The organism is Streptomyces sp. NPDC058045 (assembly GCF_042885635.1).
GTDB lineage: Bacteria > Actinomycetota > Actinomycetes > Streptomycetales > Streptomycetaceae > Streptomyces.
In genome coordinates this window covers 1-24,730 of sequence record NZ_JBHVRR010000035.1, presented here as the reverse complement: position 1 = coordinate 24,730, position 24,730 = coordinate 1, and the positions used below count along the sequence as shown (strand labels likewise).

At 71.5% G+C, this 24,730-nt stretch carries 22 protein-coding genes and 1 riboswitch; of the genes, 16 read left to right on the top strand and 6 right to left on the bottom strand.

The window, feature by feature from the left end:
* Positions 1-16 precede the first annotated feature (16 nt).
* From ACFVST_RS20900 to gcvT, 4 genes are all read right to left on the bottom strand, one after another.
* On the bottom strand, positions 17-1,399 hold the full coding sequence (locus tag ACFVST_RS20900) for an L-serine ammonia-lyase (protein ID WP_390153983.1): 1,383 nt from the start codon (positions 1,397-1,399) through the stop codon (positions 17-19).
* A 125-nt stretch (positions 1,400-1,524) separates the two neighbouring features.
* Entirely contained in the window at positions 1,525-2,787 is a 1,263-nt protein-coding gene (glyA, locus tag ACFVST_RS20895) for a serine hydroxymethyltransferase (RefSeq protein ID WP_390153980.1), read from the bottom strand.
* Between the two features lie 42 nt (positions 2,788-2,829).
* Complete coding sequence (gcvH, locus tag ACFVST_RS20890) at positions 2,830-3,207, bottom strand: glycine cleavage system protein GcvH (RefSeq protein WP_390153978.1); 378 nt, start codon at positions 3,205-3,207, stop codon at positions 2,830-2,832.
* Positions 3,208-3,314: 107 nt separating this feature from the next.
* Positions 3,315-4,439: a glycine cleavage system aminomethyltransferase GcvT gene (gene gcvT, locus ACFVST_RS20885; protein WP_390153975.1), complete on the bottom strand. Its 1,125-nt coding sequence runs from the start codon at positions 4,437-4,439 to the stop codon at positions 3,315-3,317.
* A gap of 149 nt (positions 4,440-4,588) precedes the next feature.
* Positions 4,589-4,685: riboswitch (glycine riboswitch) on the bottom strand.
* A gap of 310 nt (positions 4,686-4,995) precedes the next feature.
* Between gcvT and ACFVST_RS20880 the strand changes: the two genes are divergently transcribed.
* From ACFVST_RS20880 to ACFVST_RS20830, 11 genes are all read left to right on the top strand, one after another.
* Positions 4,996-5,643 carry an AAA family ATPase gene (locus tag ACFVST_RS20880; protein WP_390154049.1) on the top strand — a complete coding sequence of 216 codons (648 nt, stop codon included), beginning with the start codon at positions 4,996-4,998 and terminating at the stop codon, positions 5,641-5,643.
* Between the two features lie 88 nt (positions 5,644-5,731).
* Complete coding sequence (locus ACFVST_RS20875; protein ID WP_390153972.1) at positions 5,732-6,508, top strand: enhanced serine sensitivity protein SseB; 777 nt, start codon at positions 5,732-5,734, stop codon at positions 6,506-6,508.
* A 237-nt stretch (positions 6,509-6,745) separates the two neighbouring features.
* Positions 6,746-7,543: an enhanced serine sensitivity protein SseB C-terminal domain-containing protein gene (locus ACFVST_RS20870; RefSeq protein ID WP_390153969.1), complete on the top strand. Its 798-nt coding sequence runs from the start codon at positions 6,746-6,748 to the stop codon at positions 7,541-7,543.
* Between the two features lie 625 nt (positions 7,544-8,168).
* On the top strand, positions 8,169-9,173 hold the full coding sequence (locus tag ACFVST_RS20865) for an ABC transporter permease (protein WP_390153966.1): 1,005 nt from the start codon (positions 8,169-8,171) through the stop codon (positions 9,171-9,173).
* A 66-nt stretch (positions 9,174-9,239) separates the two neighbouring features.
* Entirely contained in the window at positions 9,240-11,015 is a 1,776-nt protein-coding gene (locus tag ACFVST_RS20860; protein WP_390153963.1) for an ABC transporter substrate-binding protein, read from the top strand.
* A 123-nt stretch (positions 11,016-11,138) separates the two neighbouring features.
* Positions 11,139-12,137, top strand: coding sequence for an ABC transporter permease (locus ACFVST_RS20855; protein WP_390153960.1), 999 nt, complete (start codon positions 11,139-11,141; stop codon positions 12,135-12,137).
* Complete coding sequence (locus tag ACFVST_RS20850) at positions 12,134-13,240, top strand: ABC transporter ATP-binding protein (protein ID WP_390153957.1); 1,107 nt, start codon at positions 12,134-12,136, stop codon at positions 13,238-13,240. Before ACFVST_RS20855 ends, ACFVST_RS20850 begins: the two co-directional genes overlap by 4 nt.
* An 89-nt stretch (positions 13,241-13,329) precedes the next feature.
* Positions 13,330-14,454 (top strand): ABC transporter ATP-binding protein, encoded by a 1,125-nt coding sequence (locus tag ACFVST_RS20845; protein ID WP_390154046.1) that lies wholly within the window; start codon positions 13,330-13,332, stop codon positions 14,452-14,454.
* Positions 14,455-14,545: 91 nt separating this feature from the next.
* Positions 14,546-15,208 (top strand): trimeric intracellular cation channel family protein, encoded by a 663-nt coding sequence (locus ACFVST_RS20840; protein WP_390153954.1) that lies wholly within the window; start codon positions 14,546-14,548, stop codon positions 15,206-15,208.
* A 97-nt stretch (positions 15,209-15,305) separates the two neighbouring features.
* Positions 15,306-16,181, top strand: coding sequence for a thioesterase family protein (locus ACFVST_RS20835; protein ID WP_390153951.1), 876 nt, complete (start codon positions 15,306-15,308; stop codon positions 16,179-16,181).
* 328 nt (positions 16,182-16,509) lie between these two features.
* Positions 16,510-17,673 (top strand): cysteine desulfurase family protein, encoded by a 1,164-nt coding sequence (locus tag ACFVST_RS20830; protein WP_390153948.1) that lies wholly within the window; start codon positions 16,510-16,512, stop codon positions 17,671-17,673.
* 11 nt (positions 17,674-17,684) lie between these two features.
* Here the strand turns inward: ACFVST_RS20830 and ACFVST_RS20825 are convergent, their stop codons facing one another.
* A complete protein-coding gene (locus ACFVST_RS20825) occupies positions 17,685-18,407 on the bottom strand; it encodes an N-acetylmuramoyl-L-alanine amidase (RefSeq protein WP_390153945.1) in 723 nt (240 codons plus the stop codon).
* Positions 18,408-18,489: 82 nt separating this feature from the next.
* Between ACFVST_RS20825 and mnmA the strand changes: the two genes are divergently transcribed.
* Positions 18,490-19,611: a tRNA 2-thiouridine(34) synthase MnmA gene (mnmA, locus tag ACFVST_RS20820; protein ID WP_390153942.1), complete on the top strand. Its 1,122-nt coding sequence runs from the start codon at positions 18,490-18,492 to the stop codon at positions 19,609-19,611.
* Between the two features lie 10 nt (positions 19,612-19,621).
* On the opposite strand, the gene ACFVST_RS20815 is transcribed toward mnmA, so the two are convergent.
* Positions 19,622-19,981, bottom strand: coding sequence for a DUF427 domain-containing protein (locus tag ACFVST_RS20815; protein WP_390153940.1), 360 nt, complete (start codon positions 19,979-19,981; stop codon positions 19,622-19,624).
* Positions 19,982-20,036: 55 nt separating this feature from the next.
* Between ACFVST_RS20815 and ACFVST_RS20810 the strand changes: the two genes are divergently transcribed.
* Genes ACFVST_RS20810 through ligA form a run of 4 tightly spaced genes read left to right on the top strand, consistent with a single transcriptional unit; the run spans position 20,037 to position 24,554 of the window.
* Entirely contained in the window at positions 20,037-20,576 is a 540-nt protein-coding gene (locus tag ACFVST_RS20810) for a TIGR00730 family Rossman fold protein (protein WP_390153937.1), read from the top strand.
* 49 nt (positions 20,577-20,625) lie between these two features.
* Positions 20,626-21,315 carry an SDR family oxidoreductase gene (locus ACFVST_RS20805; protein WP_390153934.1) on the top strand — a complete coding sequence of 230 codons (690 nt, stop codon included), beginning with the start codon at positions 20,626-20,628 and terminating at the stop codon, positions 21,313-21,315.
* 3 nt (positions 21,316-21,318) lie between these two features.
* Complete coding sequence (locus ACFVST_RS20800) at positions 21,319-22,338, top strand: methionine synthase (protein ID WP_390153931.1); 1,020 nt, start codon at positions 21,319-21,321, stop codon at positions 22,336-22,338.
* 14 nt (positions 22,339-22,352) lie between these two features.
* On the top strand, positions 22,353-24,554 hold the full coding sequence (gene ligA / locus ACFVST_RS20795) for an NAD-dependent DNA ligase LigA (protein ID WP_390153928.1): 2,202 nt from the start codon (positions 22,353-22,355) through the stop codon (positions 24,552-24,554).
* Positions 24,555-24,730: the final 176 nt, after the last annotated feature.

The following is a 24,730-nucleotide window of genomic DNA, read 5'->3' as shown; positions in this document are numbered from 1 at the left end:
GTGCGAGCCCGGCCCGTCAGCACTCGATGATGTTCACCGCGAGACCTCCGCGCGCGGTCTCCTTGTACTTGACGGACATATCGGCGCCGGTGTCGCGCATCGTCTTGATGACCTTGTCGAGGGAGACCTTGTGGCTGCCGTCGCCGCGCAGCGCCATCCGGGCCGCGGTGACGGCCTTCACCGCGGCCATGCCGTTCCGCTCGATACAGGGGATCTGGACGAGGCCGCCGACCGGGTCGCAGGTGAGGCCGAGGTTGTGCTCCATACCGATCTCGGCGGCGTTCTCGACCTGTTCGGGGCTGCCGCCGAGGACCTCGGCGAGGGCACCGGCCGCCATCGAGCAGGCGGAGCCCACCTCGCCCTGGCAGCCGACCTCGGCGCCGGAGATGGAGGCGTTCTCCTTGAAGAGCATCCCGATGGCGCCGGCCGCGAGCAGGAAGCGGACGATGCCGTCCTCCTTCTCCTGCTCGGAGGCGCCACCGGCCGCGAACTCGGTGTAGTGGTGCAGCACGGCGGGGATGATGCCGGCCGCGCCGTTGGTGGGGGCGGTCACCACCCGGCCGCCGGCCGCGTTCTCCTCGTTGACCGCCATCGCGTAGAGGGTGGTCCACTCCATGGCGTTGGCGGCGGGCCGGCCCTCGGAGCGCAGCTTGCGCGCGGTGGTCGCGGCGCGGCGGCGGACCTTGAGGCCGCCGGGGAGGATGCCCTCGCGGTTGATCCCGCGGGCGACGCACTCCCGCATCACCCGCCAGATCTCCAGCAGCCCGGCGCGGACCTCGTCCTCGGTGCGCCACGCCTTCTCGTTCTCCAGCATCAGCGAGGAGATGGACAGGCCGGTGTCGCGGGCGAGCCGCAGCAGTTCGTCGCCGGTGCGGAAGGGGTGCTTCAGGGCGGTGTCGTCGAGCTTGATCCGGTCGGCGCCCACCGCGTCCTCGTCCACGACGAAGCCGCCGCCCACCGAGTAGTACGTCTTCGCCAGCAGCACCGCACCGTCCGCGTCCCGGGCCTCCAGCGTCATCCCGTTGGCGTGGTACGGGAGGGCCTCGCGGCGGTGCAGTACCAGGTCCCGGTCCACGTCGAAGGCGATCTCGTGGGCGCCGAGCAGATCGATCCGGCCGCTCTCCCGGATCTCGGCGACGCGCTCCTCGGCGCGCTCCACGTCCACGGTGCGCGGGGACTCGCCCTCCAGGCCGAGGAGTACCGCCTTGGGGGTGCCGTGGCCGTGGCCGGTGGCGCCGAGAGAGCCGTACAGCTCGGTGGTGAGGGCGGTGGTGTGGGCGAGGAGGCCCTCGTTCTTCAGCCGCCGGACGAACATCCGGGCCGCCCGCATCGGGCCCACGGTGTGGGAGCTGGACGGGCCGATGCCGATCGAGAACAGGTCGAAGACCGAGATGGCCACGGAGGACTCCTTGGGGGGTGGTAGACGCCGTTGTCTGCCGGGGGTGGTGCGGAGATGCGGTCGTGCGGAGGAGGTGGGTGCGGGGGCGCCGCGCGCGGCGCCCCCGTCCACCGTACGTTCCCGGCCTAGCCGAGGCTCGGGTACAGCGGGTGCTTGCCGGCGAGGGCGGTGACCCGGGCGGCCAGCGCGTCCTTGTCGAAGGCCGGCTTCAGCGCCTCGGCGATGATGTCGGCGACCTCGTGGAAGTCCTCGGCGGTGAAGCCGCGGGTGGCGAGCGCCGGGGTGCCGATCCGCAGGCCGGAGGTGACCATCGGGGGCCGCGGGTCGTTGGGGACCGCGTTCCGGTTGACGGTGATGCCGACCTCGTGCAGGCGGTCCTCGGCCTGCTGCCCGTCCAGCTCGCTGTGGCGCAGGTCGACCAGGACCAGGTGGACATCGGTGCCGCCGGAGAGCACATTGACGCCGACGGAGGTGACGTCGTCCTGGACCAGGCGCTCGGCCAGGATGCGGGCGCCCTCCAGGGTGCGCTGCTGGCGCTCCTTGAACTCCTCGCTCGCCGCGACCTTGAAGGACACCGCCTTCGCCGCGATGACATGCTCCAGCGGGCCGCCCTGCTGGCCGGGGAAGACCGCCGAGTTGATCTTCTTGGCGAGTTCCGCGGTGGACAGGATGACGCCGCCGCGGGGGCCGCCGAGCGTCTTGTGGGTGGTGGTGGTCACCACATGGGCGTGCGGTACCGGCGAGGGGTGCAGGCCCGCCGCGACCAGACCGGCGAAGTGCGCCATGTCCACCATCAGATAGGCGCCGACCTCGTCGGCGACCCGGCGGAAGGCCGCGAAGTCGAGCTGGCGCGGGTACGCCGACCAGCCGGCCACGATCAGCTTCGGCTTGGCCTCCTTGGCGAGGCGCTCCACCTCGGCCATGTCGACCTGGCCGGTGTTGTCGTCGACGTGGTAGGCGACCACGTTGTAGAGCTTGCCGGAGAAGTTGATCTTCATGCCGTGGGTGAGGTGGCCGCCGTGCGCCAGATTCAGCCCCATGATGGTGTCGCCCGGCTTGAGCAGGGCGAACATCGCGGCGGCGTTGGCCTGGGCACCGGAGTGCGGCTGCACGTTGGCGTGCTCGGCGCCGAACAGCGCCTTGACGCGGTCGATGGCGATCTGCTCGACCACGTCGACGTGCTCGCAGCCGCCGTAGTAGCGGCGGCCGGGGTAGCCCTCGGCGTACTTGTTGGTGAGCACCGAGCCCTGCGCCTCCATGACGGCGACCGGAGCGAAGTTCTCCGAGGCGATCATTTCGAGGGTGGACTGCTGGCGGTGGAGCTCGGCGTCGACGGCGGCGGCGACATCCGGGTCCAGCTCATGGAGGGGAGTGTTGAGAAGCGACATCACGATCCCTATCGCGTCGGTCTCGGTAGCGCCCGGGCGGGTTCAGTTGCCCGAGAACGCGGCGTACTCGTCGGCGGAGAGCAGGTCGCCCGGCTCCTCCGAGACACGTACCTTGAACAGCCAACCGCCCTCGAACGGGGCGGAGTTCACCAGCGAGGGGTCCCCGACCACATCGTCGTTGGTCGCGGTGACCTCGCCGGTGACCGGCGCGTACAGGTCGCTGACCGACTTGGTCGACTCCAGCTCACCGCAGGTCTCGCCCGCGGTGACGGTGGAACCGACCTCGGGGAGCTGGGCGTAGACGACATCGCCGAGCGCGTTGGCCGCGTACTCGGTGATGCCGACCGTCGAGACGCCGTCCTCGGCGCCCGAGACCCACTCGTGCTCCTTGCTGTAGCGCAGTTGCTGGGGGTTGCTCATGACCTGAATTCTCCTGTACGCGGGGCAGTGCTGGTGAACGGATGGTCTTGCGATGCGAGACGGAGCGTATGGGCCGCGTCACGTCCCCCGTGCGAGGGGGTGCGGCGTCACTTCTGCCGCTTGTAGAAGGGGAGCGCCACGACCTCGTACGGCTCGTGGCTGCCCCGGATGTCGACGCCGACACCGGTGGTCCCGGGTGCGGCGTGGGCCGCGTCCACATAGGCCATGGCGATGGGCCTGCCGAGGGTGGGGGAGGGGGCGCCGGAGGTGACCTCGCCGATCACCTCGCCGCCGGCGACCACCGGGTACCCGGCCCGCGGCACCCGGCGGCCCTCGGCGACCAGGCCGACCAGCTTGCGCGGCGGCGCCGACTCGGCCCGCTTCGCGGCCGCCGAGAGCGCGGCCCGCCCGACGAAGTCGCCCTCCTTCTCGAACTTCACGACCCGGCCGAGACCCGCGTCGAAGGGGGTGAGCGCGGTGCTCAACTCGTGCCCGTAGAGCGGCATTCCGGCCTCCAGGCGGAGGGTGTCGCGGCAGGACAGACCGCAGGGCACCAGGCCCGCGTCCGCCCCGGCGTCGGTGAGCGCCCGCCACAGCTTTTCCGCGTGCTCCGGCGCCGCGAACAGTTCGAAGCCGTCCTCGCCGGTGTACCCGGTGCGGGCCAGCAGCACCGGCACCCCGGCGACGGTGGTGGGCAGGCCCGCGTAGTACTTCAGGCCGTCCAGGTCGGCGTCGGTGAGGGCGGCCACGATGCCGGGGGAGGCGGGGCCCTGCACGGCGAGCAGCGCGTAGGCGTCCCGGTCGTCGCGGACCTCGGCGTCGAAACCGGCGGCGCGCTCGGTGAGGGCGTCCAGGACGGTCTGCGCGTTGGAGGCGTTGGCGACGACGAGGTACGTCGGGTCCTCAGTGTCGCCGAGCCGGTAGACGATCAGGTCGTCGAGGATGCCGCCGTCCTCGCGGCAGATCATGGTGTAGCGGGCGCGGCCGGGCTTGACGGTGGCGATGTTGCCGACCAGGGCGTAGCCGAGGAGGTCGGCGGCCTGGGGTCCGGTGACGGTGATCTCGCCCATGTGGGAGAGGTCGAAGAGCCCGGCGCGGGTGCGGACGGCGGTGTGCTCGTCACGTTCGCTGCCGTAGCGCAGTGGCATGTCCCAGCCGGCGAAGTCGGTCATGGTGGCGCCGAGGGCGCGGTGCACCGCGTCGAGGGCGGTACGGCGAGGGCTGTCGGTCATGGGCGCTGCTCCCGGAGGCGTGACGGCGAGGACGTTCCTCCCCATCTGTCATCGGAACCTGAGAGGTTCGCCGGGAGGCCCGTGCGGCGGATCCCGGCTTGCACCGTGGGTGGGGCCGCCGTGCCGGGCGGCCCGCTTTTCAGATGTGCCTCGCCCGCGCGGTATCGGGGGCCTGAGAGATTCAAGGGAGGGACTTGCTCCTTCGGCGCCCCGGCGTGCGGCCGGGGGCTCTCCCGCGCGGATTCAAGCGGCCGGTATGGAGTTGGCGCGCTCATCATTGCACGCCGGTGCGGCCGCGCGGCAGGTGCGGGGGAGGACCGGAACGGGGGCGGGTGCGGCGGCGTTCACCTGCGCGGTCCGGAGGCCGGGAGTCCGCGGAGTACGGCAGCGCCACCGGCCTTTGCACCAGGGGGACTTGTGCCGCATTACTGTCTCTTTACACTCCTGGGGGCGCGCCCTGTGCGGAGGGCCGTCGCGGGCGGCGAGCAGGGGAGGCGGGCCGGTGGGCGGTACGGCGGACGAGGCGGTCGACGGCACGGGGGGAGCGGCGGAGGCGATGGGGCCGCCGGGACCCCGGACGCCGCTCCCCCTCTTACCCGGTCCGCGTCGGCCCCGCGTACGGGATCTGCGGGGGCTCGGCGGCTGGGGGCCCGGGTGGCTGTGGTTCGGGGAGGGGGATGTGGTGGTGGTGTCCGGGCTGCCGGGCAGCGGCAAGTCGACGCTGATACGGCGGGCGGTCGACGGGGTGTGCGTCGACTCCCAGGACACCCGCGAGAGTTGGGCCCGCCGCCTCGGCCCGCTGCTGCCGTATCCGCTGTACCGGCCGCTGGTGCGGATCGCGCACTTCGCCGGGCTGCGGCGGGTGTTGCGGGGCGGCGGCGCCGTGGTGGTGCACGACTGCGGCACCCAGCGCTGGGTGCGCCGCTGGCTCGCCCGGGAGGCCGCCCGCCGCGGCCGGCGACTGCATCTGCTGCTGCTCGACGTCACCCCCCGCACCGCACGCGCCGGCCAGCAGGCCCGCGGCCGCGGCGTCTCCCGCTACGCCTTCGCGCGGCACCGGCGGGCGCTGCGCGCACTGCTGGCCGGGCTGGAGGCGGGCACCCCGCCCCCGGGCTGTGCCTCCGCGGTGCTGCTGGACCGCCCGGCCGCGGACTCCCTGCACACCATCGCCTTCGGCCCCGGAGCGGATCCCCCCTGCGGGTAGCGAGCCGGCGACCGGGGGGTGCGGGCGGCGGGGGACCGGTTAGGGTGCGCTGGCAGCAGGCAGTGAGGGACAGGCGGTAGAGCAGAGTATGGACATACCGGGGCAGGCCATGACCCATCCCCATATGGGCTGGCCGGGCAACGAGTTGGAGGAGGTGCTCGCCGCCGGCCTGGGCGCGGGACCGTCCGCCGCGGCACGCATCCTGGAGGTACTGGGCCGCAGCCCGCTGTGGATACCGCTGCCCAACGGCGGCGGCCCGGAGAGCGGCACCCTGGACCTGCCCACCCTGGAGATGGACGGGCAGGCCTATGTCCCCGTCTTCAGCTCGGAGCAGCAGTTCCGTCAGGTGACAGGGGAGGGACTCGGGTACACGGTGGCGCCCGCGGTGGAGTTCGCCCGCGGCCTGCCGCCCCAACTCGGCATCGCCGTCAACCCGGACGGCACCGTCGGCATCCCGCTGCCGCCGCCCGCGGTGGCCGAACTCTGCCGTAGCGGACGCAGCGAACTCGACGGGCCGCTCACCGGCGGCCGGGTGCGGCTCTACCCACCGGACTGGCAGGAGGACCCGGTGGACTTCCTCTCCGCGGCCTCCGCGGAGTTCGCCGCGACGGGTGTGGTGCGTACCGCCCGCCGCTGCCTGGCCAGTATCGAGGGCGGCGACCCGGTGCTCTTCGTCGGCGTGGAACTGAGCGGCGCCGAACCGGCCGACCGGGACGCGGCGATGGACGCCCTGGGCCGGGCCCTGGGCCGGGTCCCCGTTCCCTGGCCGGTCAACCTGGTACTGCTGGACGTCACCCAGGACCTGGTCGCGGACTGGATGCGGGAGCGGCTCTCACCGTTTCACGCCGGGGGTGATACGGCTTAGGGGGTGCCTCCCGGGGCGGTGTCGGACCGGTGGAGATCGGGGAGAGACCACCCGGGGACGCGGCGGGCCGCCGGGACTTGACCCGACCGGTACGTCAAGTCTGTGTCAATGCGGCCGATTAAGCTGGTTTCATGGCCCGGTCGGCCGCGCGGGCCCGAGGGGCGCGCCAGGGGCTTGGCCGGCAGGAGAGTCGCAGGAGACACGGCACGCGAAAGCGTCATGAAGGGGCGGTCAAGGGTGAGTGCGTCGGGGGCAGCGGCCGGGCAGGTCGAGCACATGCTGCGCCAGGTGACGCCCGGGCGCCTGGACACCTACGAGGGGCTGCTCGGCGCGCTCGCCGATCCGGCGGCCGGTCAGGTGTGGATGCTGCTCTGGCACGGCCAGGCCGGTTCGCCCGACGCCCAGTACGGGCGGATGGAGGTGGACGGCCACGGCTACGCGCCCTGTGTGACCTCCGCCCAGGAGCTGTCCGCCAGTGGCTGGAACCGCGCCTATGAGGTGGTCGCCGGCGCCGATGTGTCCCGCACCCTCTACCCGGAGCACTACGGCCTCTGGCTGAATCCGCACAGCCCCGGCGGCGGGGTGGGCGTGCCCTGGGCCGATCTGCGGCGGATCGCCACCGGCCTGGACCGGCAGCCCGCCGGGCCGCTCCGGATCGCCGAACCGGCCGTGGACATCCCGCAGTTCTACGCCCTGCTCACCCAGCACGCGCACCGCACACCCGCGGTGCGCTCGCTCCGCCGCGCCTGGGTGCAGCCGGCCCTCGGCACCGCGTATCTCGCCATCGGGCTCGATGTGTACGACACCGCGCCGGCCTCGGTGGACGCGGTGCGCGGGATGATGCAGCAGTCGATCGCGGCGGTACCGGAGGGGCTGCCGGTGTCCACGGTGGCGCTGGCGGACGAGCACGATCCGGTGGCGCTCTGGCTGCGTGCCCGGGGCCGCCCCTTCTACGATCGCGAGGCGCAGGCGTCCCCCGCCCAGGCGGCCCCGGTCCCCGGCTACGGCTACCCGCCGCCGCACGCCCACTACTGACCTGCCTCGCCGGACCCGGACCGCCGCCCCTCGCCCGCGGGGTCCCGCAGCACCTTCCCGTGCCCTTCCCCGCGCCCTCCCCATGGCCGGAATGCGGCGATCCGATTTGACCTACCCGCGCGTATGTCTCACTGGCCGGACGAGCCGGTGCGGTACGGGTCGCGATCTTCTTCGGTCGAAAGCCGTTCGTACACCGGGAGTTCGGGGTAGGACCGGCGGCGGGGTCAACGCGCGTCGACTCCGTGCCGGACCGGTGCCCGTGCCCGTCGTCACCTGGATCTCTCGTGGATAACGGGGAGTTGGTGACACTTGCCGGGTAGTGGGGATGTTGTTCGCTCGCGGGGTGAAGGGGCGGCAATGGGGCGGTGCGGGGGCGATGTCCGCATTGATGGCTGATTGTGCAGTGTCCGGGGGTCGTTATCCGGAGTTCGGATAACGGAACCTCCCGGACAGCATCACGGTTAGGCATCCATTCACCGTCAACTCTGGTGAGAGATCGACGCGGGCATGAAGACTCCCGCAGCAAGGGGGCGGCGAGCTACCCCCGCGTACACGGACTGACCACGCCGCTACGAGCGGCCAAGTGCGGGCCGGCCACCGCCGGTTGAGAGGGGTCCCTGCCACGATGACGGCACCATTGCACGAGCCGACCGCGGATGCGGCCCCGAGCGCCACGGCGGAGGCCCAAGCAGCAGCCCCGGGCAAGGCGGTGCAAGGCCGCTCACTCGGCCGGATCGCCTGGGAGCGCCTGAAGCGGGACAAGCTGGCGCTCACCGGTGGTGCGGTCGTGGTGCTGCTGATCGTCATCGCGGTCCTCGCGCCGGTGATCACGCACCTGGTGGGGCAGGACCCGGACAGCCACCACGAGGACCTGATCGACCCGCTGTTCTCCACGCCCACCGGCTCGCTCGGCGGCATCAACGGCGAGCATCTGCTGGGCGTCGAACCGGTCAGCGGGCGCGATGTGTTCGCCCGGATCATCTACGGCTCCCGCGTCTCGCTGCTGGTCGGATTCCTCTCCGCGCTGGTGGCGATCGTGCTGGGCACCGTGCTCGGGGTGCTGGCCGGCTTCTTCGGCGGCTGGCTGGACGCGGTCATCAGCCGGGTGATGGACATGCTGCTGTCGTTCCCGCAGTTGCTCTTCATCATCGCGCTGGTCTCGGTGATGCCGAACCAGATGCTGGGGCTGACCGGCACCGGCGTCCGCATCTTCGTGATGATCCTGGTCATCGGCTTCTTCGGCTGGCCCTACGTGGGCCGGGTGGTGCGCGGCCAGACGCTGTCGCTGCGGGAACGCGAGTACGTGGACGCGGCGCGCAGCCTGGGCGCGGGCCGGATCTACATCCTCTTCAAGGAACTGCTGCCCAATCTGATCGCCCCGATCATCGTCTACTCCACGATGATGATCCCCACCAACATCCTGACCGAGGCCGCGCTGAGCTTCCTCGGCGTGGGCGTCAAGCCGCCCACGTCGTCCTGGGGGCAGATGTTGTCCTCCGCGCTGAGCTACTACGAGTCGGACCCGATGTACATGATCATCCCGGGCGTGGCCATCTTCATCACCGTGCTCTCCTTCAACCTCTTCGGCGACGGCGTGCGCGACGCGCTCGACCCGAAGGGCTCGCGCTAACTGCCGTACCCCAGTGGCCCGTTCCGCGGGGGGCGGGCCGAACGACTTCACGGAGGATCGGACATCGTGACTACCCAACGCACCTCAGGGCGGCGGAAGCAGGCCGTGGCGGCTGCTGCCGTGGTCGCGGCGCTGCTGTCCACGGCGGCTTGCGGCGGCGGCGGATCGGACGACAAGAGCGGCGCCGCGGGCTTCAACGCCGGCAACAACAAGGTCGCCAACGCCTCGTCGAAGAAGGGCGGCACCCTCAAGTTCGCCACCACCCAGGACGCCGACTCCTGGGACCCCACCCGTGCCTACTACGGCTTCGCGTGGAACTTCATGCGCTTCTACAGCCGCCAGTTGCTCACGTACAAGACGGAGCCCGGCAAGCCCGGCGCGGAGGCCACCCCGGACCTCGCCAAGTCGATGGCGAAGATATCCGACGACGGCAAGACCTACACCTACCAGTTGCGCGACGGCGTGACCTGGGAGGACGGCAAGGCGATCACCGCCCAGGACGTCAAGTACGGCATCGAGCGGGTCTGGGCGCAGGATGTGCTCTCCGGCGGCCCGGTGTACCTGAAGGACACCCTGGACCCGAAGGGCGAGTACAAGGGCCCCTACAAGGACAAGGCCAAGGACCACCTCGGTCTGAAGGCGATCGACACCCCGGACGAGAAGACCATCGTCTTCCATCTGCCCCGGCCCAACAGTGACTTCGAGCAGATGCTCGCGATGACCTCGGCCTCCCCGGTCCGCCAGGACAAGGACACCAAGTCCAAGTACGGCCTGCACCCCTTCGCCGCCGGCCCGTACAAGTTCCAGTCCTACACGCCGAACAAGTCGATGGTGCTGGTCCGCAACAAGGCGTGGAAGCAGGCCTCGGACCCGGTCCGCAAGGCGCTCCCGGACAAGGTCACCATCACGTACTTCACCAACGCCGACGACCTGGACAACAAGCTCATCGCCGGTGAGTACGACCTGGACATGGCGCAGACCGGCCTCTCCCCGCAGGGCCGCACCAAGGCCCTCAAGGAGCACAAGGAGAACCTGGACAACCCGGTCTCCGGCTTCATCCGCTACGCCGTCTTCCCGCAGACGGTGAAGCCCTTCGACAACATCCACTGCCGTAAGGCCGTCATCTACGGCGCCGACCACAAGTCGCTGCAGACCGCCCGCGGCGGCCCGATGGCCGGCGGTGACATCGGCACCAACATGCTGCCCCCGTCGGTGCCCGGCGCCGAGGGCCAGAAGTACGACCCGTTCAGCACCGCCAAGAACGGCGGCAAGCCGGACCTCGCCAAGGCCAAGGAGGAGCTGAAGGCCTGCGGCAAGCCCAATGGCTTCAAGACCACCATCGCGGTCCGCAACAACAAGCCGGTCGAGGTGGCCACCGCCGAGTCCATGCAGGCGTCCCTGTCGAAGGTCGGCATCAAGGCCGACATCGACCAGTACGACGGCTCGCAGACCGCCGGCATCATCGGCAACCCGGACGTCGTCAAGAAGAAGAACTACGGCATCATCATCATGGGTTGGGGCCCGGACTTCCCGTCGGTGCAGGGCTACGGGATGCCGCTGTGGGACAGCAAGTACATCCTCGACAGCGGTAACAACAACTTCGCCATGATCAAGGACAAGTCGATCGACGCCGACTTCGACAAGTTCGTCGGCGAACTGGACGACGCGAAGAAGGAAGCCCTCGCCCAGCAGATCAACCACAAGGTGATGGAGGGCGGTTACTACCTGCCCTTCACCTTCGAGCGGTTCATCAACTGGCGCTCGGACCGGCTGACCAACGTCTACACGACGAACGCCTACAGCGGTCAGTTCGACTTCAACAGCATCGGCGTCAGCAAGTAGCCCCCCTTCCGGCACACCGGCCGTACGGCACGAAAGGCAGGTGAAGGCCGGGGCGGTCGGGCCCCGCGGCCCGCTCGGACGACCTCCGGGCGGGCCGCGGCCCCGGCCGCCGGGCCGAGAGCAGTGCTCGCATACCTCATCAGGCGGCTGATGGCCGTCGCAGTGATGCTGGTGGTCATCGTCGTGGTGGTCTTCTGCATCTTCTTCCTCATCCCCAAGTGGGCGGGCGTCGACCCGGCCGTGATGTACGTGGGCAAGACGTCCAGCGCCGCCCAGGTCGAGGCCGTACGCGAGAAGCTCCATCTGGGCGACCCCGTCTACGCCCAGGTGATCGACTTCTTCAAGGGCCTGTTCGTGGGCCGGACTTACAGCGGTGGCGGCGATGTCACGCACTGCGCCGCGCCCTGCTTCGGCTACTCGTTCAAGAGCGAGCAGGCCATCTGGCCCGTGCTCACCGACCGCCTGCCGGTGACCCTGGCCCTGGCGCTCGGCGCCGCCGTGCTGTGGCTGCTGTTCGGGGTGGCCGCCGGTGTGCTCTCCGCTCTCAAGCGGGGCAGCCTCTGGGACCGTACGGCGATGGTCGTCGCCCTCTCCGGTGTCTCCCTGCCGATCTTCTTCACCGCGATGCTGGCGCTGGCCGCCTTCGACTACGGCCTCGGCTGGATCGACTCCGGCTTCCACCCGCTCGGCGACGGCATCGGCCCCTGGTTCCAGGGCCTGCTGCTGCCATGGGTGACCCTGGCCTTCCTGTACGCCGCGATGTACGCCCGCATCACCCGCGCCACCATGCTGGAGGTGATGGGCGAGGACTACATCCGCACCGCGCGCGCCAAGGGCCTCAGCGAGCCCGTCGTCATCGGCAAGCACGCCATGCGGTCCACCATGACGCCGATCCTCACCATGCTCGGGATGGACCTCGGCGCCCTCGTCGGCGGAGCCATCCTCACCGAGACCGCGTTCAGCCTGCCGGGCCTCGGCCAGGCGGTGCTCAAGGCGATCAGCGACCGCGACCTCCCGGTGATCCTCGGCGTCACCCTGATCACCTCACTCGCGGTGATCATCGCCAACCTCGTCGTGGACATCCTGTACGCCGTGATCGACCCCCGAGTGAGGCTCGCATGACAGACACCGGCGAGACCAAGAAGAGCGCGGCGGTGGGCGAACCGGACACCGCGACCGGCGAGCCCCCGACCGCCTTCCTCGAAGTACGCGATCTGAAGGTGCACTTCCCCACCGACGACGGCCTGGTGAAGTCCGTCGACGGGCTGAGCTTCCAGTTGGAGAAGGGCAAGACCCTCGGGATCGTCGGCGAGTCCGGCTCCGGCAAGTCCGTCACCTCGCTCGGCATCATGGGCCTGCACACCGCCGGCCAGTACGGCAAGCGCAAGGCCCGGCTCTCCGGCGAGATCTGGCTGAACGGGCAGGAGTTGCTCTCCGCCGACCCGGACGAGGTGCGCAAGCTCCGCGGCCGCGAGATGGCGATGATCTTCCAGGACCCGCTGTCGGCGCTGCACCCGTACTACACGGTGGGCAAGCAGATCACCGAGGCGTACCGGGTGCACCACGGCGGGGACAAGAAGACCGCGCGGAAGCTGGCCGTGGAGATGCTGGACCGGGTCGGCATCCCGCAGCCCGACAAGCGCGTCGACAGCTATCCGCACGAGTTCTCCGGCGGTATGCGCCAGCGCGCCATGATCGCCATGGCACTGGTCAACAACCCGGAACTGCTGATCGCCGACGAGCCGACCACCGCGCTCGACGTCACCGTGCAGGCGCAGATCCTCGACCTGATCCGGGACCTGCAGAAGGAGTTCGGCTCCGCGGTCGTCATCATCACCCACGACCTGGGCGTGGTCGCCGAGCTGGCCGACGACATCCTGGTGATGTACGGCGGGCGCTGCGTCGAACGCGGCCCGGCCGAGAAGGTCTTCTACGAGCCGCGGCACCCCTACACCTGGGGCCTGCTCGGCTCGATGCCGAGGCTCGACCGGGAGCAGACCGACCGCCTCATACCCGTCAAGGGCTCCCCGCCCTCGCTCATCAACATCCCGTCCGGCTGCGCCTTCAACCCGCGCTGCCCGTACGCCGATGTGCCCAAGGACGACGTCACCCGCACCGTGCGGCCGGAGCTGAGCCAGGTCGGCGACGAGCACTGGGCGGCCTGCCATCTGCCGCAGGAGCAGCGGGAGCGTATCTGGACCGAAGAGATTGCGCCGAAGCTGTGACCGACAAGAAGCCAGAGCAGGCGGCCGAGCCGGAGCGGGCGGCCGGGAAGGCGGAGGCCGTGACCGGTGACCAGGACGCACAGGGGAAGGTGCCCCGCCCCGCCGGCGCCGCCACCCTGACCAAGGACGCACCGCGCGGCGAGGTCCTGCTGAGGGTGTCCGGCCTGCAGAAGCACTTCCCGATCCGCAAGGGCCTGATGCAGCGCCAGGTCGGCGCGGTGAAGGCCGTGGACGGGATCGACTTCGAGGTGCGCGCCGGTGAGACGCTGGGCGTGGTCGGCGAGTCGGGCTGCGGCAAGTCGACCATGGGCCGGCTGATCACCCGGCTGCTGGAACCGACCGGCGGCAGCGTCGAGTTCGAGGGCAGGGACATCACCCACCTCGGGGTGGGCGCGATGCGGCCGATGCGCCGCGATGTGCAGATGATCTTCCAGGACCCGTACAGCTCGCTCAATCCGCGGCACACCATCGGCACCATCATCGGCGCCCCGTTCAAGCTCCAGAACGTGACGCCGGAGGGCGGGGTGAAGAAGGAGGTCCAGCGGCTGCTGGAGGTCGTCGGCCTCAACCCCGAGCACTACAACCGCTATCCGCACGAGTTCTCCGGCGGCCAGCGCCAGCGCATCGGCATCGCCCGCGCCCTGGCGCTGAGCCCGAAGCTGGTGGTGGCCGACGAGCCGGTGTCCGCACTCGACGTGTCCATCCAGGCCCAGGTGGTCAACCTCCTCGACGACCTCCAGGAGGAACTCGGCCTGACGTACGTGATCATCGCGCACGACCTGTCGGTGGTACGGCATGTCTCGGACCGGATCGCGGTGATGTACCTCGGCAAGATCGTCGAACTGGCCGACCGCTCCTCGCTGTACACGGCGCCGATGCACCCGTACACCAAGGCGCTGATGTCGGCGGTGCCGATCCCGGACCCGAAGCGGCGCAGTGCCAAGAGCGGGCGGATCCTGCTCAAGGGCGATGTGCCCTCGCCGATCGCGCCGCCCAGCGGCTGCCGCTTCCACACCCGGTGCTGGAAGGCGACGAAGATCTGCACCCAGCAGGAGCCGCCGCTGCTGGAGTTGAAGACCGGGCAGCAGGTGGCCTGCCACCACCCGGAGAACGCCGAGGACCAGGCGCCGCAGGACACCGAACTCCTCCAGGCGGCCGTCGAGGCGGCCGAGTCGGTGGACATCCCGGGCGGCAACGGCACTTCGGCGTCCTGAAGTCGAACCGGCCGGGCCGGAGCGGGGAAGGTCACATTCCGCGCCCGGCCCGCTGGTCTCGGGCGGGGGCGCGCGGGAGACAATACGGCGCGTGCTTCAGGAACTGTTCTCGCCCTCGGTCCAGCATTCGCTCGACATCGCCGGCATCTTCGTCTTCGCGATCTCCGGCGCGCTGCTCGCCGTCCGCAAGAACTTCGACGTCTTCGGTAGCGCCGTACTCGCCGAGGTGACGGCGCTGGGCGGCGGGGTCTTCCGGGACCTGATCATCGGCGCGGTGCCGCCCGCCGCCTTCACCGACCTCGGCTACTTCCTCACCCCGCTCATCGCGGGCGCCCTGGTCTTCTTCCTGCACCCGCATGTGGAGCGCCTCCAGACCGGGGTCAACATCTTCGACGCGGCGGGCCTCGGCCTGTTCTGCGTGGCCGGCACCACCAAGGCGTACAGCTACGGGCTGGGGCTCACCGCCTCCGCTGCGCTGGGCGTGGCCACCGCGGTCGGCGGCGGTGTGGTGCGGGACGTGGTCGCCAACGAGGTGCCGTCACTGGTGCGTTGGGACCGCGACCTGTACGCGGTGCCGGCCGTCGTCGGCGCCACCATGGTCGCCCTCTGCATCCGCTACGAGGTCCTCGGCACCGCGACCGGTCTGCTCGCCGTCGCCACCGCCCTACTGCTGCGACTGCTGGCGATGCGCTACCACTGGCGGGCGCCGCGCGCCTGGAACCGGCGGTCGGCGGTGGTGGAGGCGGAGGAGTAGGGGGAGTAGCAGCGGGGGAGCGGCGGGCGCATTCCGGGCGGAGCGGGTGGAAAACGTGAAGCTACCGCCGGGTAGTTTCGTGTTGTACCGTGCAGCCATGGCACATGCAGCAGAGGCCGGGACCTCCACGACGCCGTCCGCCGCCATCGGTTCCGCCGAGTTCGACCGCGACACCGCGGTCACCCTGCGCGAGCCGGGCGTCTACGACGCGGAACTCTCCCCGGGCTGGACCATCATCAACGCCGTCAACGGCGGCTATCTGCTGGCGATTCTGGGCCGGGCCCTCGCCGACGCCCTGCCCCACCCGCACCCCTTCACCATCTCCGCGCACTACCTCAGCGCCTCCCAGCCCGGCCCCGCCGTGGTGCGCACCGAGACCGTCCGCACCGGCCGCACCCTCTCCACCGGCTCCGCCGCCCTGCTCCAGCGGGACGCCGACGGGCACGAGGTGGAACGCATCCGGGTCCTCGCTTCCTACGGCGACCTCTCGACCCTCCCCGACGATGTCCGCACCACCGCCCGGCCCGTCCAACTGCCGCCCCCCGACCAGTGCTTCGGGCCGCAGGACGCGCCGGAGCAGACCCCGATACCGGGCAGCTCGGCGTTCACCGAGCGACTCTGGCTGAAAATGGACCCCGCCACCCTCGGCTGGGCCCTGGGCGCCCCCTCCGGCAAGGGCGAGATACGGTCCTGGTTCGGGCTCGCCGACGGCCGCGACCACGACCCGTTCTCCCTGCTGCTCGCCGTCGACGCCCTCCCGCCCACCGCCTTCGAGCTGGGGCTGAAGGGCTGGGTGCCCACCGTCGAACTCACCGTGCACATCAGGGCGTTGCCCGCCCCCGGGCCGCTGCGGGTCGCCATCACCACCCGCAATCTGGCCGGCGGCTTCCTGGAGGAGGACGCCGAGGTCTGGGACAGCGCGGACCGACTCGTCGCCCAGTCCCGCCAGTTGGCCCGCGCCAAGCTGAACTGAGCCGCGCCCGTACCGGGGTGGGGGGCGGCCGGTCGGTCCAGCCTCCGGCTGCTTTGCCAACTTCCGGGTGACCCAGGTGAGTTGGCTGACGGTCGCCCAGCTCCGGTTGGCGCCGCACACGGTCAGCGATCGGGGCCGCCTCCCGGACGCCCCGGGTGTGACTCATGCCATGGTCGGCCTCACCGCCGCGGCCTCTGACACGGCCCGCACGCCGCACCGGCCTCCGCCGACCACCCCCGTCCCGGACCGGCTCGCGGGCCGACCCCGACCCGTACGACCCCCGCGCCGGATCGGCTCCCGGTGCGGGGCTCGTAGAATCGAGGCCACCATGGCCTACCTCGACCACGCCGCGACCACTCCGATGCTTCCGGAGGCCGTCGAGGCGATGACACCCCAGCTCACCGCCGTCGGCAACGCCTCGGCGCTGCACGCCGCGGGCCGCCGCGCCCGCCGCACCGTGGAGGAGGCCCGGGAGGCCCTTGCCGCCTCCCTCGGTGCCCGACCCAGCGAGGTCGTCCTCACCTCCGGCGGCACCGAGGCGGACAACCTCGCGGTGAAGGGGCTCTACTGGTCCCGCCGCGCGGAGGACCCGGCCCGTACCCGGGTGCTGGCCAGCCCGGTGGAGCACCACGCGGTGCTCGACGCGGTGGACTGGCTCGCCGAGCACGAGGGCGCCACCGTCGAGTACCTTCCCGTCGACCGCCACGGCCGGGTCCACCCGGAGGCCCTGCGCGAGGCCCTCGCCCGCGATCCGCGGAATGTCGCCCTGGCCACCGTGATGTGGGCCAACAACGAGATCGGCACCCTGCTGCCGGTACCCGAACTCGCCGAGGTGGCCGCCGAGTTCGGGGTGCCGCTGCACTCCGACGCGGTCCAGGCCTACGGTCAGGTCCCGCTCGACTTCGGTGCCTCGGGGCTCGCCGCGATGACCGTCTCCTCGCACAAGATCGGCGGCCCCTACGGTATCGGCGCCCTGCTGCTGGGCCGCGCCCACACCCCGGTACCCGTACTGCACGGCGGCGGGCAGGAGCGCAATGTGCGTTCCGGCACCCTGGATGTGCCCGGGGTGGCCGCCTTCGCCGTCGCCGGACGGCTCGCCGCGGAGCGCCGTGAGGACTTCGCCCGTGAGATCGGCGGCTTGCGTGACGAGCTGGTCGCGGCCGTGCAGAAGGCGGTACCGGACGCGATCCTCGGAGGCGACCCGGTGGACCGGCTCCCCGCCAACGCCCACTTCACCTTCCCCGGCTGCGAAGGCGACTCGCTGCTGCTGCTGCTCGACGCCCAGGGCATCGAGTGCTCCACCGGCTCCGCCTGCACCGCCGGAGTGGCCCAGCCCAGCCACGTCCTGCTCGCCACCGGCACCGATCCCGACCTGGCCCGCGGCACCCTGCGCTTCTCCCTCGGCCACACCTCCACCCCCGAGGACGTGGACGCACTGGCCCGCGCCATCGGCCCCGCCGTGGAACGCGCCCGCACCGCCGGACTCACCTGAGCCGGAGTCCCTCAGCCTTCCTCTCGCTTGCCCCGCTCGTCCCGGTCGTCCCGTCCGGCCGTGCCCGCGCGGCGCACCAGTTTCAGATAGCGGTCCCAGTCCCAGTACGGGCCCGGGTCGGTGTGGTCGGCGCCGGGCACCTCGACATGGCCGATGATGTGCCGCCGGTCCACCGGGATGCCGTACCGCTCGCAGATCCCGGCCGTCAGCCGGGCCGAGGCCGCGTACATGGCGTCCGTGAAGGAGCTGCGGCGGTCCACCCAGCCCTCGTGCTCGATGCCGATGCTGCGGTTGTTGTACTCGCGGTTGCCCGCGTGGAAGCCGACGTCCAGCTCCCGCACCATCTGCGTCACCGCACCGTCCCGCGCCACTATGTAGTGCGCCGCCGCCCCGTGCGCCGGATCCCGGAACACCTTCACCGCGCTGCGCAGACCGCCCTGGGTGACATGCACCACCACCAGGTCCACCCGGTAGTCCGCGGGGCGGTCCGCCAGCCGCCGGTTCGCCGGGGAGGCCTCGATCCAGCGGGCGCCGCGGAAGTCCACCTCGCCCGCCTTCCGGGGCCGGCTCGGGCGCCCGCCCAGCAGCCGCGCCAACTCGTCCCTGGCCAGGCCCGCCGCGCCCAGCACCGCCAGACCGCCGCCGATCAGCGCCGCCCGCCGGCCGAGATGCGGCCCCGATCCACCGGCCCCGCCCCGGCCACCCCGCTGCGTACCACCCCTGCGCTCCGCCACCCTCGCCCGTTCCTCCTCGCTCACCCCTCCAACGGATACTCGGGCGCCCGCGGTTCCCGTGGACCCGTACCCTGGTGGGGTTATGACTGAGACCACGCAGCGCCCCCTCCGTGTCCTCGCCGCCATGTCCGGCGGGGTGGACTCCGCCGTCGCCGCCGCCCGCGCGGTGGAAGCCGGACACGACGTGACGGGCGTGCACCTGGCCCTCTCGGCGAACCCGCAGTCGTTCCGCACCGGAGCCCGCGGCTGCTGCACCATCGAGGACTCACGCGACGCGCGCCGCGCCGCGGACGTCATCGGCATCCCCTTCTACGTCTGGGACCTCGCGGAGCGGTTCCGCGAGGACGTGGTGGCGGACTTCGTCGCCGAGTACCAGGCGGGGCGCACTCCGAACCCGTGCCTGCGCTGCAACGAGAAGATCAAGTTCGCCGCGCTGCTGGACAAGGCCCTCGCCCTCGGCTTCGACGCCGTCTGCACCGGGCACTACGCCCAGGTCGTCACCCGCCCCGACGGCGCCCGCGAGCTGCACCGCGCCACCGACCTGGCCAAGGACCAGTCGTATGTCCTCGGGGTGCTGGACGACCGGCAGTTGGCGCACGCCCTCTTCCCGCTCGGGGACACCGCCACCACCAAGGACGAGATCCGCGCCGAGGCCGAGCGGCGCGGCCTCGCCGTCGCCCGCAAGCCCGACAGCCACGACATCTGCTTCATCGCCGACGGCGACACCCAGGGCTTCCTCGCCGGACACCTCGGCACCGCGGAGGGCGACATCGTCGACGAGTCCGGCGCCACCGTCGGCCGCCACGACGGCGCGTACGGCTTCACCATCGGGCAGCGCAAGGGCCTGAAGATCGGCACCCCCGCCCCCGACGGCAAGCCCCGCTACGTCCTGGACATCTCCCCGGTGGACAACACGGTCACCGTCGGCCCCGCCGCCGCCCTCGACGTCACCGCCCTCACCGCGATCCGCCCCCGCTGGTGCGGCACCGCCCCCGCCGCCTCCGGCCGCTACACCGCCCAGCTCCGGGCGCACGGCGGCGAGACCGAGGTCACCGCGGAGGTCGGCGACGGCACCCTGCGGGTCGCCTTCGACCAGCCCGTCCGCGGCGTCGCCCCCGGCCAGGCCGTCGTCCTCTACGACGGCAGCCGTGTGGTCGGCTCCGCCACCATCTCCGCCACCGAGCGCGCCACCGCCTCCGTCTGAGCCGGGCGCCTCAGCCCTCGCCCACCTCCACCCGGTAAAAGCAGTAGCGGCCCCGGATCCCGGCCACCTGCTCCTTCGGCTCCGGATACGCCCACACCAGATCCTGCGCGCCCGGCACCGACCAGTACAAGGCGGTGCCCTTGAACGGGCAGTGGGTGGTGGTGTCCGAGGGCGTCAGCAGGTCGGTGCGGACGTCCTCGGCGGGCAGGTAGTAGCGCGGCGGGCAGCCCGTCTCCCGCAGCACCAGCGGACGGCGGCTCTCCGCCAGCACCCGGCCGTCGTGCACCGCCCGCACCAGCTCGCCGCCCTGCTCGACGGTGATGGTGTGGCCCGCGGCCCCGTTCCCGTGTCCAGCATGTGTGTCAGCCATGTCTCGTACAGCACCCGGCGGCCGGTCCTTCTTCCCGCGCCCGTACCGTGAGCCCATGGACATCTGCGTCTTCCTCTCCGCGGCCGATCTGGACGAGCGCTACACCCGGCCCGCCCGCGAGTTCGCCGAACTGCTCGGGCGGGGCGGGCACACCCTGGTCTGGGGCGGCTCCGACACCGGCCTGATGAAGGTGGTCGCGGACGGAGTGCGGGAGGCGGGCGGCAGGCTGGTCGGCGTCTCCGTGGAGTTCCTGTCCCACAAGGCGCGGGCCGGGGCCGACGAGATGGTGGTCGCCCGCGATCTCGCCGAACGCAAGGCGGAGTTGCTCGCCCGGTCCGAAGCGGTCGTCGTCCTGGTCGGCGGCGCCGGCACCCTGGACGAGGCCACCGAGATCCTCGAACTCAAGAAGCACGGCCACCACACCAAACCCGTGGTGATCCTCAACACCGGCGGCTTCTACGACGGCCTCAAGCAGCAGTTCCAGCGCATGGAGGACGAGGGCTTCCTGCCGCTGCCCCTCACCGACCTGGTCCTCTTCGCCGAGGAACCGGTCGGCGCCCTCGCCTACCTGGAGGAGTCCGCCGGAATCGAGTAGGCCACCCTCCGTGGTGAGGGCTGCGGGCCTGGGGTGCGAGCATGGGCGTATGGCAATCCATGTGATCACCGGGGCGGGCTCCGGTATCGGTGCGGCCGTCGCCCGGCGGCTGCACGCACGCGGCGACGAGCTGATCCTCCTCGCCCGCGACGCCGCCCGCGGCAAGGACCTCGCCGCGGCCTTCCCCGGCGCCCGCACCCTCGTCGGCGACCTCGCCGACCCCGACCGGCTCTCCTGGGCGTTCTCCCACCAGTCCCTGCCCGACCGCGTCGACTCGCTGCTGCACATCGCCGGAGTGGTCGACCTCGGCCGCGTCGGCGACCTCACCCCCAAGCACTGGCGGCACCAGCTCGACGTCAACCTCGTCGCCCCCGCCGAGCTGACCCGCCACTTCCTGCCCCAACTCCGGCTCAGCCGCGGCCACATCGTCTTCGTCAACTCCGGCGCCGGCCTCCGCGCCAACCCGGACTGGGCCGCCTACGCCGCCTCCAAACACGGCCTCAAGGCCCTCGCCGACGCCCTGCGCCAGGAAGAACACCAGGCCGGGATCCGCGTCACCTCCGTCCACCCCGGCCGCACCGCCAGCCCCATGCAGGCCAAGGTCCACCGCCAGGAGGGCAAGGAGTACGACGCGGAGCGCTGGATCGACCCCGAGTCCGTCGCCACCACCGTGCTGACCGCCCTCGACCTGCCGCGCGACGCCGAGCTCACCGACCTGACCGTACGGCCGGGACGGTAACCGGTGAGCGACAGCACCCCCGCCGCCTTCACCCCCGGCCCCGCCACCGGCGTCGGCTCGATGCCCGGCGGCGACGCCCGGGAGGCCGTGAAGACCGTCACCGGCAGCTTCGAGAACGGCCAGGGCCTGGTCCACCTGCCGGAACTGCCCGCCCGCGGCCCCGGCGCCGACATGATCGGCCGCACCACCGGCCTCCTGGTCGAGCTGTACGCGCACGTCGAGCCCAGCGGCTGGCGGCTCGGGGACCGGCCCGGCCGCGACACCCGCCGCGCCCGCTCCTTCCTCGGTGAGGACCTGGACGCCCTGGAGGAGTTCACCCAGGGCCACCAGGGGCCGCTCAAGGTGCAGGCCACCGGGCCGTGGACACTGGCCGCCGCGCTCGAACTCCGCGGCGGCGAGGCCGCGTTGTCCGACCCGGGCGCCTGCCGCGACCTGGCCGCCTCCCTCACCGAAGGCCTGCGCGGCCACCTCGCCGAGGTACGCCGCCGCGTGCCCGGCGCCCAGCCGGTCCTCCAGCTCGACGAGCCCTCCCTCACCGCCGTACTGCACGGCCGGGTCCGCTCCGCCAGCGGCTACCGCACCCACCCCGCCGTCGACCGGCAGCTCGTCGAGTCCGTCCTGCGCGAAGTGGCCGCCGTCCACGACGGGCCCGTCGTCGTGCACTCCTGCGCGCCCGAGGTGCCGTTCGCACTGCTGCGCCGGGCCGGGGTGGACGGTGTCTCCTTCGACGCCGCGCTGCTCACCGAACGTGACGACGAGGTGCTGGGCGAGGCCGTGGAGGGCGGGCTCCGCCTCTTCGCCGGAGTGGTGCCGTCCACCGACGGCCCATTGTCAGACCCTGCCGGTAGCGTCATGGGTGTCAGGACGCTGTGGCGCAGGCTGGGGCTGCGGCCCGGACTCCTCGCGGAGGCCGTGACCGTCACCCCCTCCTGCGGTCTCGCGGGCGCCTCCCCGGCGTACGCGCGGGCCGCCCTCGCCCACTGCGTCCGGGCGGCGAGATCCCTCGCGGACAACCCAGAGTAACGGGAGGACGAACGGTGGCCGGCGACCAGCACGCACAGCCCGAAGAGGCGCCCGCACAGGCGCGGGAGCAGCACGCGCAGCTCGCTGAGCAGATCGAGGAGCACCGCTTCCGGTACTACGTACGGGACCAACCGGTCATCAGCGACAGCGAGTTCGACCGGCTGCTGCGCTCCCTCGAAGCCCTGGAGGAGCAGTATCCGGAGCTGCGCACCCCCGACTCCCCGACCCAGAAGGTCGCGGGGGACTACCAGACGGTGTTCACCGAGTTCACCGCCGTCGAGCACCGCGAACGGATGCTCTCCCTGGACAACGCCTTCGACGACGAGGAGCTCGCCACCTGGGCCGACCGCCTGGCCAGAGAACTCGACGGCTCCCCGCACCACTTCCTGTGCGAGCTGAAGATCGACGGCCTCGCGGTCAACCTCACCTACGAGAACGGCCACCTCACCCGCGCCGCCACCCGCGGCGACGGCCGCACCGGCGAGGACATCACCCCCAACATCCGCACCATCGCCGACATCCCGGAGTACCTGCACGGCGAGCGGATCCCCGAGCTGGTGGAGATCCGCGGTGAGGTCTTCTTCCCGATGGAGCAGTTCCAGGACCTCAACGCCCGCCTGGTCGAAGCCGGCGACAAGCCCTTCGCCAACCCGCGGAACGCCGCCGCCGGTTCACTGCGCCAGAAGGACCCCAGAGTCACCGCCACCCGCCCCCTGCACATGGTGGTGCACGGCATCGGCGCCCACACCGGCCTCGCACTCGACCGCCTCTCCGCCGCCTACGACCTGCTGCGCGACTGGGGCCTGCCCACCGCCCGGCACAACCGCGTGGTCCAATCCATCGACGGCGTACGGGAGTTCATCGCCCACTTCGGGGAGAACCGCCACTCCGTGGAGCACGAGATCGACGGCGTCGTGGTCAAGCTGGACGAGATCCCCCTCCAGGGCCGCCTGGGCTCCACCTCCCGCGCCCCCCGCTGGGCCATCGCCTGGAAGTACCCGCCGGAGGAGGTCAACACCCGGCTCATCGACATCCGCGTGGGCGTCGGCCGCACCGGCCGCGTCACGCCCTACGCCCAGGTCGAGCCGGTCACCGTGGCCGGCTCCGAGGTCGAGTTCGCCACCCTGCACAACCAGGACGTGGTGAAGGCCAAGGGCGTCCTCATCGGGGACACCGTGGTGCTGCGCAAGGCGGGCGACGTCATCCCGGAGATCCTCGGCCCCGTGGTCGATCTGAGGAACGGCGGCGAGCGGGAGTTCGCCATGCCCACCGAATGCCCCGAGTGCGGCACCCCGCTGCGCCCCATGAAAGAGGGCGACGTGGACCTGCGCTGCCCCAACTCCCGTACCTGCCCTGCCCAGTTGCGCGAGCGGCTGTTCTATCTCGCCGGCCGGAAATCACTCGACATCGAGGCCTTCGGCTATGTCGCGGCCGCCGCCCTCACCCGCCCCCTGGAACCCACCGAGCCGCCCCTCACCGACGAGGGCGACCTCTTCGACCTCACCGTCGAGCAGTTGCTGCCCATCCGCGCCTATGTACTCGACCAGGACAGCGGCCTGCCCAAGCGGGATCCCAAGACCGGCGAGGAGAAGATCGCCACCGTCTTCGCCAACCAGGAGGGCGAGCCCCGCAAGAACGCCCTCACCATGCTGGAGAACATCTCCGCCGCCAAGGCACGCCCCCTGGCCCGCGTCATCACCGGCCTGTCGATCCGTCATGTCGGCCCGGTCGCCGCCGAGGCACTGGCCCGCGAGTTCCGCTCACTGGAGCGCGTCGAGCAGGCCACCGAGGAGGAGTTGGCCGCCACCGACGGCGTCGGACCGGTCATCGCCGCCTCGCTGAAGGAATGGTTCCAGGTCGACTGGCACCAGGAAATCCTCCGCAAGTGGCGGGCCGCGGGCGTCCGGATGGAAGAGGAGGGCGCCGGTGAGGAGCAGGGCCCGCGCCCCCTCCAGGGCCTCACCGTCGTCGTCACCGGCACCCTCGCCACCCACACCAGGGACGGCGCCAAAGAGGCCCTCCAGAGCAGGGGAGCCAAGGTCACCGGCTCGGTCTCCAAGAAGACGTCCTTCGTCGTCGTCGGGGAGAACCCGGGCTCCAAGCATGACAAAGCAGTGCAGTTGAAGGTCCCCGTCCTCGACGAGGAGGGCTTCGCGGTGCTGCTCGCGGACGGTCCCGAGGCCGCGGCGGAAAAGGCACTCCCCGCCGAGGAGTAGAGGACGAGCAGAGGTTGAAGACCGCTCGTACCGCGCATACCAGATGCATACGGGTGGGCTGTCGGTAATCGGGCAACCGCCGCCGACCGCTGCCCGTGGAAGCCTTCTGCGGCCTACTGTTGGGGACGTGCGCCTGCCGAACCCGGCCGGGCGGCGGCCCCCGGACACCGTTCCGG